This window comes from Bacillus sp. AR8-1 (genome assembly GCF_008042345.1).
Lineage (GTDB): Bacteria > Bacillota > Bacilli > Bacillales > Bacillaceae_G > Bacillus_A > Bacillus_A cereus.
Map to the genome: position 1 here is coordinate 18,149 of NZ_QNUB01000006.1, position 15,223 is coordinate 33,371.

Here is a 15,223-nt window from a genome sequence, read left to right on the forward strand (position 1 = left end):
AGAGTAAATATGGGAAATAAAACAGCTATTATTATTGGAGCGGGTGTTGCAGGAATGGCTGCAGGATGTTATCTACAGATGAATGGTTATAAAACAAAGATTTATGAAATGGGATTATTACCTGGAGGGCTTTGCACTGGTTGGAGTAGGAAAGGCTATTATTTTGATGGATGTATTAGTTGGCTTGTCGGTTCAGGACCTAATAATACATTCCATAAATTTTGGAAGGAACTAAACATTATACAAAATATGGAGTTTATTAATGATGAAGAGTTTGCAGTTGTTAATTTTAAAGATGGATCAACATTTACACTGTATTCTGATGTAGATAAATTAGAACAAGAGTTTCTTAGAGTTGCTCCGGAAGATGAAGAAACAATTAAAGTTTTAACAGATGCTATTCGAGTAATTTCTAGTGTTGATTTGGATTTAGATAAGGCACCAGAGTTGTTAGATCTTTCAGATTTTGAAAGGTTTAAAGCCAAAGCGGGCCCTTATATGAAAGTTATGAAAGAGTGGGGAAAGGTTACAATTGAGGAATTTTCCAAACGCTTTAAAAGTCCCTTGGTGCGAGAAAACTTTAGCCGAATTTTTTGGTTTAATATCGATACATCCATATCTTATTTTATAGCAACTATGGGGTGGGCCAATAGTAAATCTGCGGGCCATCCTGTAGAAGGATCATTACAATTTGCGAAGATAATAGAGAAAAGATATGTTGATTTGGGTGGGGAAATACATTATAAATCAAAAGTTGCTAATATTTTAGTTGAAGATAATAGAGCAATAGGAATAAAGTTGAAAAATGGTCAAACATATAAAGGGGATTTAGTTATCTCCGCAGCAGATGGATATAATACGATTTATGAAATGTTAGAGGGGAAATATGTGAATGAAGATTTGAAATATTGTTATGATAATTTTAAAACAAGTGCGCCACAAATTTATGTAGGATTAGGGGTATCAAAAGCATTTGAGAATGTCCCACACTATATGAGTTTGGAATTAGAGCGTCCTCTTAATGATCACGGTTGTAAGGATGTAAACAATATATTTGTAAAAATATATAATAAAAACCCTTCTTTTGCTCCAAAAGGAAAAACCAGCATTGTGGTATATGCAAAGACCTCAAGTGAATATTGGGAGGCTTTGCAGAAAAATAATCGTGTAAAGTATGAGAATGAGAAGAAAGCAATAGCTAATGAAATCATTGATTTATTAGATAAAAGGTTCGGAGATATTAAATCAAATATTGATGTAGTAGATGTTTCTACGCCATATACAATCAGAAGATATACAAATAATAGAAATGGAAGTTGGCAGGGCTGGGAGAAACAAATGGCTGCCATTATACATGAAAAAAAATTAAAAAGAACACTTCATGGTTTAGAGGATTTTTATATGGTAGGGCATTGGAGTCAAGTTGGAGGCGGATTGCCAAGTGTTGTATTACAAGCGAGAAATTTGGTTCAGGTATTGTGTAAAGAAGATGGGAAAATATTTAATACAAAAATAGATGAACCTCATTATGCCAATTTACTTTAAGGGGGGAGTTCTGTAATAAACCATAATACTACATGTATCTCAATAAAGAAGACAGTATAAGGGTGATAAAATCGTGGATGATATTTCTATAATAAATAAATATATCTTAGAGCAAGTAAAAGAGAAAAAAATGGATAGTGAAATGGCTCTACGTATTTTAAAGGAGCTATCAAATAAATCGCAAAAAAGTAATAGAGATATAGCCATTATTGGTATTTCTGGCAGATTTGCTGAATCCAATAATATAAAGGAGTATTGGAATAATATTTTGAATCGTACTTGTTGCATTAGGGATTTGCCGCAGCAGAGAAGAATGGATATTGATCCATTATTAAATAACCCTAATAAGAATTCATATTTTAAAGCCGGATTTTTAGATGAGATTGATAAGTTTGATTCAGCATTTTTTAGAATTTCACCAAGAGAAGCTATGCTTATGGATCCGAAACAAAGAATATTTTTAGAGACAGTATATCAAGCAATTGAAGATTCAGGATATGCTGGGAATAAAATATATGGATCAAATACTGGTATTTTTGTTGGCCATGATCACAGTGGGGATCTAAAGTTTTCGTATGATTCATTGGTAAAAAATGCGGATATGATTGCAATGACAGGGACATATCCTGGAATACTTGCCAGCAGAACTTCTTATATTTTCAATCTTAAAGGACCGAGCCTTGTTATTGATACTGCATGTTCTTCTGGATTAGTTTCAGTCCATTTGGCATGTGAGGCTCTTAAAAATGGAGAATGTAATATGGCTATTGCAGGGGGGGTGAATTTATTTTTACGACCTGAAAACATAGGTACGATGAATGAGATAGAAGCAGAAAATGCACATATAAGTATTTTTGATAAAAATGCGAAGGGAACAGCATGGGGAGAAGGTATCTCTGCCATAATATTAAAGCCACTAAATAAAGCTATTGAAGATAGGGACAATATATATGCTGTTATTAAAGGGAGCGCTATTAATAATGATGGAGCTTCAAATGGAATTACAGCTCCGAATGCGGATGCACAAGAAAAACTAATTTCTCGGGCTTGGGAGAACGCTAAAATCAGTCCAGATACTATATCATATATTGAAACTCATGGAACTGGAACAATTTTAGGGGATCCAATTGAGATTAAAGGGATAACAAATGCCTTTAAAAAGTACACTGATAAAAAGCAGTTTTGTGGTATTGGTTCAGTAAAACCTAATATTGGGCATACTGTAGGAGCATCAGGAATGGCTTCCTTGATTAAAGCTGTTATGGCATTAAAAGAGCAGGTACTTCCTCCTAGTATCAATTTTAATGAACCTAATCCTTTAATTAATTTTACGACTTCACCTGTGTATGTGAACGATAGAATACGTAAATGGAAGAAAAATGAAACGCCTAGAAGAGCGGGGGTCAGTTCGTTTGGCTTCAGTGGAACAAATTGTCACATTGTTTTAGAAGAAGCTCCAATAATAGATGAGAAAATAGGCCAAGAACAGGTTATGGAAGTATTCACTCTTTCAGCTAAAAATAAAGAATCGTTATACAATTTAATAGAAAAATATACGGATTTTGTTATTGAAGAAACTGATTTAAATCTTTCAAATCTTTGTTATACAGCTAACACAGGTAGAAAGCACTGGGAGTACAGGATATGCTTAATGGTAAAAGATAAGGAAGATTTAAAAAGAAAAATTGAAAAGTTACGAAATGTGTCGCTTGATTTTCAAAATGTAATAAAGCTTTCATATATGGAAGAGCGTAAACTTAAAAACATTGCGAATCAAAAGATTGAGTATTATAAACAAAGTGGTAAGAAAGATATGACGGTATTACATGAAATATGCGAACTTTATAAAAGAGGTATTGATATTGATTGGGAAAGTTTATATGAGGGGGAAGAGAGAACGAAAATTAGTATGCCTGTATATGCTTTCTTACGTGAAAGACATTGGGTAAATCTACACAAAAAATTACCAGTGCAACAAAAACAGAACATTAATATTGAAAATAGAGTTGAAAAGATTTGTCTTAATGGTAGACAGGATCATCAGTATTCAGAGATAGAGACGATGGTCGGACGAGTATGGGGAGAAGCTCTTGGAATAAATCCAATAAATGTAACATCAGATTTCTATGAAATGGGTGGCGACTCAATTATAGCAATTGAAATTATTAATAGAATTAATAAAAGAATGAACATCAATATTTCAGTAGCAAATTTATTTAAATATCCTGATATAGAGAAATTTTCTAGTTATATTAAAAGACATTATAAGAGTAGTCATACGGAACTCAATGATTATATGGCTATTCCAAAGGTAGAAGAGGCAGAGTATTATGAAGTGTCTTCAGCACAAAAGAGAATCTTTATTTTAAATAAGTTGAATCATAATAGTACATCATATAATATACCATTTTTTCTAATGATAGAAGGACAGTTAGATGAAAAACGCTTAGAATTAGCATTCAGGAAACTTATTAAAAGGCACGAAGTTCTAAGAACTTCTTTTGGTTTTGTGGATGAGAAGCTTATACAAGTAATAGAGGAAAATGTTCATTTTCACTTAGAGAGATATAGTGCTAGGGAAACTGAACTAGAACATGTAATCAATAATTTTGTACGACCTTTTAATTTAGAAAAAGCGCCTTTAATACGTGGAGGATTAGTGGAAGTTAGTAGTGATAAGCATCTTTTAATGATAGATGTACAGCATATTATAGCGGACGGAGCATCTATACCGATATTACAGAAGGAATTAATCTATTTATATGAGGATCAATCATTACCGCGATTAAAAATTCAATTTAAAGATTTCGCAAAATGGCAAAATAAATTATTTGAAACGAATGATATGAAAAAGCAAAAAGAATATTGGTTAAATGAATTTAAAGGAGAGCTTCCGATTCTCGATTTACCAGGAGATTTTTCAAAAGGTTCTGATGAGAGTGATCAGGGAGCGCGACTCTCATTTTTTGCAGGAAAAGAGCTTACATCTAAACTAAATCAATTTAATTTAAAAGAAAAAGTCACTTTATTTATGACTTTAATGGCATCATTTAATGTGCTTTTATTTAAACACTCGGGTCAAGAGGATATAATTATTGGTTCACCTATAGCTGGGAGAAAGCATAAAGAACTTGAAAATATGATAGGTATGTTTGTAAATACAATTGCACTAAGAAATCACCCTTCGGCAGAAAAAAACTTTAAAGAACTACTTGAACAGGTGAAAGATAGTGCATTAAAAGCATATGAAAATCAGGATTATCCATTTGAAGAGCTTGTTAATGCATTAAACATTGACAGAGACTTAGATAGAAATGCCTTATTCAATGTAATGTTTGTACTCCAGCTAATGGACAATCCGACAATTGAAATTAATAAATTGAAATATACACCATATAATTATGAGAATAAAACAGCTAAATTCGATCTGTTGCTTCAGGCTTTTCCTGGTCAGGAGGATATTAAATTTGAATTCACTTATTCTTCGAAAATATTTAAAAGAAATACTATAGAAAAGTTTTCTCAGCGATTCCTTATGATTCTTGAGAGTATTGTTTCGCAAGAGAATATTTTAATTGGTGATATAAATATATTGGATGAAAATGAGAAAAAAGAAATTACTAGTCATAGTAATATATTAATACCAAGTAACCGAAACAATGGAACAATCTGTGATATTTTTGAGAAACAGGCAGAACTGATGCCAAATCATGTTGCAGTTATGGGATTAGATGGAACATTAACTTATAGAGAATTAAATAAGAAAGCAAATCAAATTGCCAGATTACTCATTAAAAAAGGGCTTCAAAAAGAAGACGTTGTTGGAATAATAGCAAATCGTAACACGAACTTTGTAGCAGGAATAATGGGGATTATAAAAGCTGGTGCAGCTTATTTACCATTAGATCTAAATTATCCTGAAAAAAGAATTAAGTATATGCTAGAAGATAGTGGTGCCCGCATGTTGCTTACTGAAAGTGAAAAAAGAAATCTAGTTAAGCATAGTATAGAGGAACTATATTTAGAAGATATAGATTCAGAAAGTAGTGATAATCTGAGCGATAGAGTAGTACCAGAAAGCCTTGCATATGTGATATATACTTCGGGATCAACTGGATATCCTAAAGGAGTTATGATTGAGCACAAAAGTATAGTGAATTTAGTTAATGCGCTTGATGAAAGAATTTATAACATGCATGGTTCAAATTTGAATGTTGCTTTGCTAGCTCCTTTTGCATTTGATGCGTCGGTAAAACAAATTTTTTCAGCACTGCTTCTCGGACATTCTCTTCACATTATACCTGAAGATGCCAGACAAGATGTTACAAAGCTTGCAGTATATTATAAGGAACATAAGATTGATATATCAGATGGTACACCAGCCTATATCAGCTTATTATCTGAGACATTATCTTATAGTGATATAGGGGTAAAGCATTTTATCATAGGTGGGGAAACGTTATTAATAGAAGAAATTAAAAATTTTTATAATAATTTCAAACTGACTAAACCGCCGTATATTACGAATGTGTATGGACCTACTGAATGTTGTGTTGATGCCACGACATATATGATTGACCCGGAAGCAATTGACTTTATTAAAGAAATATCAATTGGCAAGCCAATAAAAAATTGCTCAATCTATATACTTGATGAAAAGAAAAAACTAGTACCTAAAGGAATCGTTGGAGAAATATATATAGGAGGAGAAGGGGTAGGAAGAGGATATCGTAATAATGAAAAGTTAACTGATTTCAAGTTTATTCCAGATGTATTTAATCCAGAAGTGAAAATGTATAAAACCGGAGATTTAGGGAAATGGACAGAGAATGGTAATATTCAATTCATGGGAAGGAGCGATCGTCAAGTAAAAATAAGAGGGTTTAGGATTGAGCTAGATGAGATTAAAAATAGGATTCTATCTTTTCAAGGAGTAAAAGAAGCTGTTGTGATTGTAAGACAGGATTCTATTTACGCATATGTTGTATGTAAGGATGAGGATTTACTTTTTCATTTGAAAGAATATCTAAAGCAATATCTGCCGGATTATATGATTCCTTCAGGTATTATGGCTATCGAAGAAATCCCAATTACAAACAATGGGAAAGTGGATATAAGTGTATTGTCGAATTTTGAGAAATCGATAAATGATGAAACCCAATATATTGCTCCTAGAAATCATATCGAGGAAATAATAAGTACAGTTTGGGCTGAAATACTCAATATTCCTAAAATTGGTATAAGAGATAACTTTTTTGTTTCAGGTGGTGATTCAATAAAGGCAATTAAAGCTGCTAACAGAATGGAAAAGTATAACGTGAAACTAGAAGTGAAGGATATATTCCAATATCAAACAATCGAGGGGATAGCTAGTAAGATAAAAGATAGAAATTGGGTAGTTGATAACAGTGTAGTTACTGGTGAAGCTGGACTTGTACCTATACAAAATTGGTTAATGGAACATCATAAAGAAACATTAAATCATAGAAATCTTTCTTTTATTTTATATAGAAAAGAAGGGTTTGGAGAAGAAAACATTAGGAAGATTTTTACTAAGATTATTCAACATCATGATGCTCTAAGAATAATGTTCAAAGATAAAAGCGGAGAACTAGTGCAAATAAATAGGGGATTGGAGGGGGAATTATTTGATTTTCATATTATCGATGCAGTGGATTCGTCAAACATTAATCTGGAAGTAAAAGTAAATCAAATACAATCGAGTATGGAATTAGGTAAGGGACCGCTCGTGAAACTAGCTTTAATCAAGGCGATGGATGGTGAGCATTTGTTAATAATTATTCATCAAATGATTATTGACCACGTGTCCTGGAGAATTATATTGGAAGATTTCAATATTGCATATACTCAATTAAAAAATAATAAAGATATTAAGTTGCCGAATAAAACAGATTCATTTTTAAAGTGGTCAAAATATCTTTATAAATATGCGGATAGTGAAAAATTGTTACGCGAGAAAGAATATTGGAGCAAAGTTGAAAGTATTCATATGTTGCCAATACCTACTGATTTTGATTCTAATCTTAATAGAGTAAAAGATAATCAGTTGATATATAGACAGTTTGGTCAACAAGAAACTAAAAACGCAATAAAAATAATTAAAGCCAACAGAAATCTAAAAATCGAAAGTATATTTTTGACTGCCTTGGGATTAACAATGAAAAAATGGATAGGAAGAGATGAACTTGTTGTTAATTTAGGAAATCATGGACGCAATTATTATGGTGAAGATATTGATGTTTTCAGAACAGTAGGAAGATTATCTGTGATCTATCCTGTAGCTTTGCAACTGGTCGAAACCGAAAATATCGGCTCATCTTTAAATTATGTTAATGATTACTTGGATAATATCCCTAATAAAGGGATAGGACATGGGATTTTAAAATATTTGAGCAGCAATAAATCGGAGATGACTTTTACGTTAAAACCGGAGATTTCATTTAACTACATGGGTGAATTTGATACGGACATAAATACGGAAAACTTTACTGTATCCTCATTACCAAGTGGGAAAGACATAAGTAATGAGGAGGTTTGGAACTATAAATTGAAATTTATTGCTTTGGTAAGAGAGAATAAATTAAATATTAGGGTTGAATACAATCAAAAGCAGTATAACAGAGCAACAATTGAAACACTGTTAGATCAATACATGGAAAATTTAAATAAAGTGATAAAAGACATAGAAATCATAAATGCATAAACTTAATTTAATCGGGGGTTAGCGATATGACTAATACAATTAAAGATAATTCTCAAGAGCAAAAAAAATATCCTCAGGCCGTGGTCATGCAAATGGTATCAGGGTTAGGGTTTTCTCTTGCAGTTAGAACAGCGGTAGAACTAGGAATCTTTTCTGCATTTAAAAATGGGAAGGTTTCAATTGAAGTTTTAGCTGACTCATTACATTTGAACGCTTCGGCACTAAGTAGGCTATTAAAAGTGTTAGAATCTATTGGGCTAGTAATTCAGGAGGAAAGTTCCCACTATGATGTTACAGAGTATGGTGCTACTCTTGTACCTGGTAAAACACCAAAGTCTATTGAACCATTGGTAGAATATTTGTTACATGAAACAGTGGTACAGTCTATGTTCAAAATGGATTACAGTATTCGTACTGGAAAATCTTCTTTTGAAGCAGTGTACGGTGAAAAATGGTATGAATATAATAAGCATGATCAAGAATATTTGAAAATAATGGATAAAGCTATGGAAATTTATTCTAAAATGAGTTTACCAGCCCTAGTGTCTTCATATCCTTTTGAACAATTTGATGTTATTGTTGATGTTGCGGGAGGAATGGGGCAACTAATAACAGGGATATTAGATTCAGTTCCTGAAGCAAGAGGCGTATTATTTGATTTGCCAAAGACGATATCAAGTGCGAAAGATCGTTTTGCATCTACAGAAATTGGTAAACGTTGTGAATTTGTAGCTGGCAGTATGTTTGAACAAATTCCTTCAGGCGGTAGCTTATATATTATAAGTAAAGTATTAAATGATTGGGATGATGAAAATGTGGTAAGAATCCTTAAAAATATATCTGATGTTATGTCTGATGATTCAAGGCTTATTATTATTGAGAACGTACCGAACAATGAGAAGCTTTCACCAGAAGAAGCTTTTCGTGATTTGTTATTTTTAGTTTGTTCCGATGGTGGAAGGGTTAGAAAGGAAAATGAATTTGCCAAGTTAATTGAAAATGCAGGGTTAAATTTATTGAATGTTATACAAACCCCAAGTAAGTTTTCGATTTTGGAATGCAGAAAAAAATAATAGTTTCATTTTACCAGTGGGCTGATATATTTGAATGATAAATTTTTAACAGCCTAAGCTGTTTCCTGAATGGAAACAGCTTTTTTAATTGCGCGCCCGGCTAGTTTAGGTACAGCTTAATGGTGAAGCCAAGTTACCTAAAAGCTGACAGGCACTGGTGGAGAAATCCCAAGGTTGAAGCACTATGACAAAGTAACTTAACCACTAATAGAAGTGCGCCAAAATCAGTGAATCGTAATATAAAGTGAACCTTGCAGCTTCGTTAAAAGTTATAAAGTCTTCCGGAATTTCATATGTTTTATGACAAAATTTATTGTTCTGATATTTTGAATGAAGCGTGGAGAAGGGCAAAATGGAATAGAGGAAATGGTGGAATAGATAGACAAACAAGGGGGATTATTTATCAATATGAGGAATGAAACGCTCTCAATGAATTAATTATATATGAAATTGAAAAGTAAGTCCTATCATCCACAAGTTGTAAAAAACTATATTCCAAAGGGGGATGGGAAACAAAAGTCACTTGGTATTCCTATTATCAAAGAGGTTCTGGTGCAAAAACTCTAAACTTTTGAAAATAATCTCCCAAATCCGGACATACTGATAGTATTACTCTAGAAAAAGATTATTTGAATGGCATATGAAAATTGGTCGTACAACCAGAATTCATTAATCTGTAGATGAAGAAGATGAAAAAGTTTATATTGGGCATTGTGGATGTCATTTAGGGACAACTTCTTATTGTTATATTTATATACAATAGTTATTTAGAATTGTAGTAGGGGTATATCTTTGCTAACTAAACCAGTACAACCGCCATAGTACACTCATGTCAGCCTATAAAAATATTAAAGATGAAAACTTTAGATACTATATTTTAAAGCAAAAAGCAGACGTATTTCATGCGATGAAAAGCTTTTTTAGAGAAGAATCAGGCGAGAAAATGGCAGAACCTCTTTTAAAGAGGTTCTTTTTTTGTAAACTTTTTATTTTTTTAGTTGACAATGATAATGAAAATCATTATCATTTATTCGAGAAATGATTACATTTCGAATTATATATTTCGGAGGAGATGTAAAGTTGAAACAAAATAAAAGAAAACGTATAAATGCAATGATTATAGCGGCGGCGTTATCACTTCCGTTTGCTGTTTATTCAACACCTGCTTTAGCGGCAGTAGCAATTGAGGCGAATAAAACTGGACAAGGTTTAGAAGATGGTACATATGACGCTGTTATTAAGGCATACAAAGATAAAACGAATGAAGAGTCTATGGCAGCTGTTTATATAAAGGACCCGAAATTAACAATTGAGAATGGAAAGAAAATTGTAACAGCAACATTAAGTGATAGTGATTTCTTTCAATACTTGAAAACAGAGGATATTCATACTCCAGGTGTGTTTCATGATGTGAAAGTAATATCAGAAGACAAAAAGAAAAATGGAACGAAAGTGATTCAGTTTGAAGTAGGGGAATTAGGAAAAAGGTATAATATGCGAATGCATATTTATATTCCAACAATGGCCTATGACAATAAGTACCAAGTACAGTTTGAAGTAAATACATTGAATTTAGATAAAGATGTTCCAGAAGCACAAAAGGAAAATAAAGAGGATAAAGTGGATCAACAAGATGCGAATGTAATAGTAGATAAGCAATTACAAAGGCATATTAATAAATATAACTTGAATAGAGAGAATCTAGATAATCCAATAACTAAGGAAGATTTATTAAAAGTTAAATCCTTAATAGTCGTTGAAGCTAAAAGTAAAGGAATAAAAGCCGTAAGTGGTCTAGAATATATGACGAACTTAGAAAACTTAACGTTGGAAGAAGTTAAGTTAAAAAATATAAAATTTATCTCGAACTTGAGACAATTGAAATCATTAAGTATAACCTATGGTGAACTTGAAGATATTGGACCTTTGGCTAAGTTAGAGCATATTGAGTTTTTAACTTTGAGAAACAATAAAATCTCAGATTTAAGTCCATTAAGCCAAATGAAGAAGATTAAAATGCTAGATTTAAATAGTAATTATATAAAAGATATTAAACCATTATTTACAGTGAAATCTTTAAGGACTTTGACTGTAGCAAATAATCAAATTAGTAATGCAGGTCTTGAAGGAGTTCACCAATTAAAGAATTTAAAGACATTTGAAATAAGCAATAATGGATTGAGTAATGTTGAACATATTAATGGAATGAATAAATTAATTGAATTAGGGCTTTCCAAAAATGAATTAGTAGATCTTACGCCATTATCAAAATTGTCAGGGTTACAGAAATTAAATCTAGAAGAAAACTATATTTCAGATATAATGCCACTTAGTCAATTAACAGGTTTATATGATTTAAAACTAGGTTCAAATGAAATTCGTGATGTTAGACCAGTTCAAGAACTAGGAAAAAGAATGTATATCGATATTCAAAGACAAAAAATTTTTTTAGATGATGTAGAAAAAGATAAGGAAGTTAAAATACCTATCTATAATTTACAAGGAGAGCCACTTGATACTATTCAATTGAAGAGTGAAGATGGGATCGTTAATAATGGTTCTGTTAAATGGGGGACTACCGGTGAAAAAACATATGAATTTATGTTGGATATAAATCCAGAAGAGAATCGTATTAAGTTTAATGGAACAGTAATTCAAAATGTTGTTGAAAGATTAGACGAAATCAAGGAAACAATAAAAGAGAATAATGAACAAAAGGAAAATGTAATTCTCGATAAAACTTTACAACAACATATTAATAAAGAGAATTTAGGTAGAGAGAATGTAAACGCTCCTATCACAAAAGAAGATTTATTACAGATTAAAAAACTAGAGATACTTAAAGAAAAAGGAAATGAGATAAAAAATATAACAGGTTTAGAGTACATGACGAACTTAGAAAACCTCACTTTAGAAGGAGTAGACCTGAAAAATATTGAGTTCATCTCAAACTTGAAGCAATTGAATAATGTGAATGTATCTCATAATCAAATTGAAGATATAACACCACTATCTTCATTGGAAAATTTACAGTGGTTAAATCTTGCGGACAATCATATTAAAGATGTAACGGTTATTGGTTCTATGCTAAACTTATTTAGCTTAAATCTAGCTGGGAATGAGATTCGTGATGTAAGGCCGTTAATACAATTAGGTCAGTGGTTTACAATTGATGTTGGAAGACAAAATATCATTTTAAATGATGCAAAAATAAACGAAGAAATTCAAGTTCCTGTATATGATTTAGAAGGAGAAAGTATTGAAAATATTCAATTGGCAAGTGAGGGAGGGACGTTTAATAACGGAGTAATAAAATGGAATACCCTAGGTGAAAAGGTGTATAAATTTGATTTAGATTCTGATGAAATTAGCATCAGGTTTAACGGAACAGTTATACAGAATATAGTGGAAAAAGAAGAAGTAAAAGAACCAACAAAAGAAGTCGCAGAAACAAAAGAAGAAGTGAAAGAACCGGTAAAAGAAGTTGAAGAAACAAAAGAAGAAGTGAAAGAACCGGCAAAAGAAGTTGAAGAAACAAAAGAAGAAGTAAAAGAACCGGTAAAAGAAGTTGAAGAAACAAAAGAAGAAGTAAAAGAGCCGGTAAAAGAAGTCGCAGAAGCAAAAGAAGAAGTTGAAGAAGCGAAAGAACCAAAGAAAGAAGTAAAAGAATCAGCAACAGGATTGGATCAAGAGCCAAAAGGGAATAATCAAGTTGTTGAAAACGAGGGAAGAAAAGCAGACACTTTAAATAAACAACATACTAATAAGCCGGAGGAAGGCAAGAAATTTTTACCATCAACAGGCGGTGAAGCTAGCACATCGACTTTACTTTCTGGCATAACACTTGTTCTTTCCGCACTAAGTATGTTCGTATTTAGAAAGAGATTATTTAAGAAATAAATAACGTTTAATCTTATTATTATATATAATTAATTTTTTCTTTTTTGAGAAGATATTATCATGGCGGTTTTATTAGAAACATGCATATGATGGTGTCTTTTGTATAAGAGATAGAATAAAACCCCATTCGTATGAAAATTATATTTCATACGAATGGGGTTTATTTAATTTACTTTCCCGCCTTTATTAATAGGGAATTCAGGATTAATTTATTGGCCGAATACTTTATTTAAAAGAGGTGCTAATCGTTACATAACTTTTTTTACTTTTTGCGTAACTTCTTTCGTTTGCAAATTAACATCTTCTTTTCGTAGCTCTTTAAAGAGTGAAATGACCATAAGAACGACTACAATAGAAAATGGTAGCGCAGCAATTATAGCTGCGATTTGTAGTGCATTTAATCCTCCAGCTTGTAATAAAATAGCGGCAATTATCGCGATTGTTAATCCCCATATAAGTTTTAAACTATTTTTCGGTGATAAGCTTCCGTTACTCGTTTGCATGGAAACAACAAATGTTGCTGAATCGGCAGAAGTAACGAAAAATGTGGCTACTAAAATTAACCCGATAATCGTTAAAAATGTAGAGAATGGTAGATGTGAAATAACAGCAAATAATCCAATCTCTGTACCATTTTTTGCAATTTCATCAGCTATTCCAAGCGATTGGAACATTTCCATATGAATTGCGGTACCACCAAATACTGCAAACCAAAATGTACAGATAAGAGTTGGGACTAATACAACTCCAAAAATAAATTCTTTTATTGTACGCCCTTTAGAAATACGTGCGATAAATGTGCCGACGAATGGAGACCAAGAAATCCACCATCCCCAATAGAAAATAGTCCAGTTTTCAATCCAAGAAGAAGATTTTTCATTAAATGCTCCTAAATTTAATCCCATACTAGGCAAAGCTCCAATATAAGAACCGAGTGTAGATGTGAAATATTTCATAATAAATACGGTTGGCCCTAAAAGTAAGAAAGAGATGAGTAAAATACCTGCAAGAGAGAAATTCAAGTTACTCAAATATTTAATCCCACGATCTAAGCCAGTTTGTGCACTTGTTAAATATAAAACAGCGAAGATAGCTATAAGTACGAGCTGGGTAAGTAAAGTGTTATGAATGGAAGGGAATAAATAGCTTAATCCTCCAGCAATTTGTTGAGCACCAATCCCAACAGATGGTACAATGCCAAACACTGTGGCTAAAACAGCTAAAATATCAACTGTTTTTCCGATACGAGAATTTTTCGATCGATTAAATAATGGAGTAACTGTAGCCCCGATAGTGCTACCTTTTTGTTTGCGGAATGTGAAATATGCAATTGTTAAAGCGACCATTGCGTATAGTGACCACGGAAAGAGTCCCCAGTGGAAAAATGAATATTGCATAGCGAGTTTGGCGCTTTCTTCTGTACCTGCTTTTCCTGTTAATGGATCTGTAAAATGTGAAATCGGTTCAGCGATTCCATAAAAGAGGAGTCCAATTCCCATTCCTGCCCCAAACAACATGGATAGCCAAGATGGATAATTATATTTTGGCTTTTCTCCATCTTTACCAAGACGAATAGAACCGTACTTAGAAAATGCTAAATAAGCAGCCAAAATAATCATTGTAGTCATAAGTAGAGAGTAAAACCACCCAAATTTATTGAGGATAAATGAGTTTAAAGAAGATGTAACACTTTGTAAATCGTAGCCTTGTATCCAACTTGCTGGGGTAATTCCCCATATAATGAATAATGTTGTTAGCAAGAAGGAGATATAAAATACACTGTTTTCTTTTTTTATCATAGAATCCCACCCTTATTTAATAAAGTTAACAATTATAGTAATCATAACAATTAAGTTTTTAATTGTCAAAAAACTCCCTTTTTTTAACATGAAAGGATGTAATTTGTTTTAGGGAGGTAAAGAGCAATGCGTTCACGATATGTACAAATTATAGGAAGAAATAATATGAAATATTGCATTTT

General features: G+C 32.2%; 5 protein-coding genes and 1 pseudogene. 5 read left to right on the plus strand and 1 reads right to left on the minus strand.

Annotated features, from left to right (window positions below; translation table 11 throughout):
* Positions 1-9: 9 nt before the first annotated feature.
* From DN400_RS02970 to DN400_RS02995, 5 genes and pseudogenes are all read left to right on the plus strand, one after another.
* Positions 10-1,545 (plus strand): phytoene desaturase family protein, encoded by a 1,536-nt coding sequence (locus tag DN400_RS02970; RefSeq protein WP_179953497.1) that lies wholly within the window; start codon positions 10-12, stop codon positions 1,543-1,545.
* Between the two features lie 73 nt (positions 1,546-1,618).
* Positions 1,619-8,269 carry a type I polyketide synthase gene (locus DN400_RS02975; RefSeq protein ID WP_147801540.1) on the plus strand — a complete coding sequence of 2,217 codons (6,651 nt, stop codon included), beginning with the start codon at positions 1,619-1,621 and terminating at the stop codon, positions 8,267-8,269.
* Between the two features lie 26 nt (positions 8,270-8,295).
* Positions 8,296-9,342, plus strand: a complete 1,047-nt coding sequence (locus DN400_RS02980) for a methyltransferase (protein ID WP_065229725.1) — start codon at positions 8,296-8,298, stop codon at positions 9,340-9,342.
* Positions 9,343-10,141: 799 nt separating this feature from the next.
* Positions 10,142-10,279, plus strand: a pseudogene (locus DN400_RS02990) (sporulation protein YhbH); the annotation flags it as partial.
* Positions 10,280-10,422: 143 nt separating this feature from the next.
* A complete protein-coding gene (locus DN400_RS02995) occupies positions 10,423-13,242 on the plus strand; it encodes an NEAT domain-containing protein (protein ID WP_147801541.1) in 2,820 nt (939 codons plus the stop codon).
* A 248-nt stretch (positions 13,243-13,490) separates the two neighbouring features.
* On the opposite strand, the gene opuD is transcribed toward DN400_RS02995, so the two are convergent.
* On the minus strand, positions 13,491-15,041 hold the full coding sequence (gene opuD, locus DN400_RS03000) for a glycine betaine transporter OpuD (protein WP_147801542.1): 1,551 nt from the start codon (positions 15,039-15,041) through the stop codon (positions 13,491-13,493).
* Positions 15,042-15,223 lie beyond the last annotated feature (182 nt).